This window comes from Vibrio sp. 10N.222.46.A1 (assembly GCF_041473595.1).
GTDB lineage: Bacteria > Pseudomonadota > Gammaproteobacteria > Enterobacterales > Vibrionaceae > Vibrio > Vibrio tasmaniensis_A.
Map to the genome: position 1 here is coordinate 1 of NZ_JBFRSN010001496.1, position 1558 is coordinate 1558.

A 1558-nucleotide genomic window follows, 5' to 3' on the forward strand; every position below is an offset into this window, starting at 1 on the left:
GCCACCACTCCTAAGCCTACCCCTCCTCCCGGATATACCTTGCCAAGCGAATCGAGTTTGATCACCAATTACAATGTCGACAGTGCTTTTAATACGGTATTCCCAAGTAACTACCAGATAGCGAAAGATGCAGGTTTTGATTACTTTATTAAAATACCGTTACGCTCAGATTCAAGTATTAGTATTACCATTCTTGCGACAAAAGGTAGTGATGAGGATCTGCGTCAAGCCATTGGTGTGTGGACTTCTCTTCTGTCCGAAAATGGAGCGAATACAGAACTGAGTAAGCTTGATGTCTTTAAATCGATAAGTCAGCGTCAGGGTACGCTTCTTATGGCATCGTCAGAAGGTGATATTGGTAATCTTCAGCAAGAGCTACTGAGGTTGTTGAAAGCGCGTGAGCCTAAACTTGCCTCAGCTACAGCTGATAACTACCTGCAGCTGATAGCTTCAGATAATGATCTATTCAAAAAATATGGTTGGTTTGTTCATAGCCAAGCGCTTGGTTATAACGAAACGACATACGTTGGTGAGACAGAGTATTTCACTGGTTATAATTCCGTTACCAATGTAGGTAAAAGAGATGCTTCAATAGAAGAAATTCTTCATATAACTCAAGCTCAAGGAATTGCCCCTTTGACCGGTGATGGTAGCAAAGGCGGATTGCAAAAAAGAATTACTGCCCATAGCTTGAGTATTTTCAAAGATTATCGGTATGACAGCACAACAGGCTTATATGTTTACGAGGATAAAGACACTAGCAAAGATTATGTGGCTAAAAGTTCCATTTGGAGTCCACAAGCAGCAGGCGCAACTCTTGATGAAAAACGTGAAGAACAATGGGATGGCGATTGGGGCGGTGACGATATAGGTAAAGACCTAGGAATGCCTGAGCAGTATAAGATGGGGCAAACCTTTTCTCACGAGTATTTTGCCGCACTAGCAGACACGTATTACGGAATGTATGGTGGGTTTAATTCAGAGTTTGGAGGAATGGATAACTACCGTTACGTTACCCGAGAAACTTTGCCTAGTGATAGTACTGGTTTTGCTATCGTCAAAGAATTCTTGCCTGAATATCATCAATATACGGCAAGGATTGATAGTGCAAAGGTCGATACGTATTTGAAAGCGAATCCGTCTTTAAATAATACATTTAAGATCCAAATTTCTTCTGATGATAAAGAAAAGTACACCTTTAAATCTCAATATATTAAAAATTTGAAAATCGTAGGTTCTGAGGCTTTAGATATACTTGGAAATCCTCAGGATAATTATTTTGAGGGGAATTCTGCTAACAACACTTTCGATGGATCTGATGGTACCGATGTATTGAAGATTAATGGTAACAAAAACGATTATTCGATTGAAAAGCTGGCTGGTGGTGTGACAAAAATTTCTGGTAAATCGATTGGAACGGACAAGATTTCCAATGTGGAATACATTAAATTTAACGATGAGGTTGTTAAGGTAGACAAAATCTAGTTAAAGCGACTCAAGCACCTAAATATATCCCTTCTATTTATTCCGGCAAAAACCACTTACATCCGTAGGTGGT

Annotated in this window: 1 protein-coding gene; it reads left to right on the plus strand. The window is 39.7% G+C overall.

What is annotated here, in order from left to right; genetic code table 11:
- On the plus strand, positions 1–1485 hold a 1485-nt coding region (locus AB4496_RS27620; protein ID WP_372133190.1), incomplete at its 5' end, for a hypothetical protein.
- Positions 1486–1558: the final 73 nt, after the last annotated feature.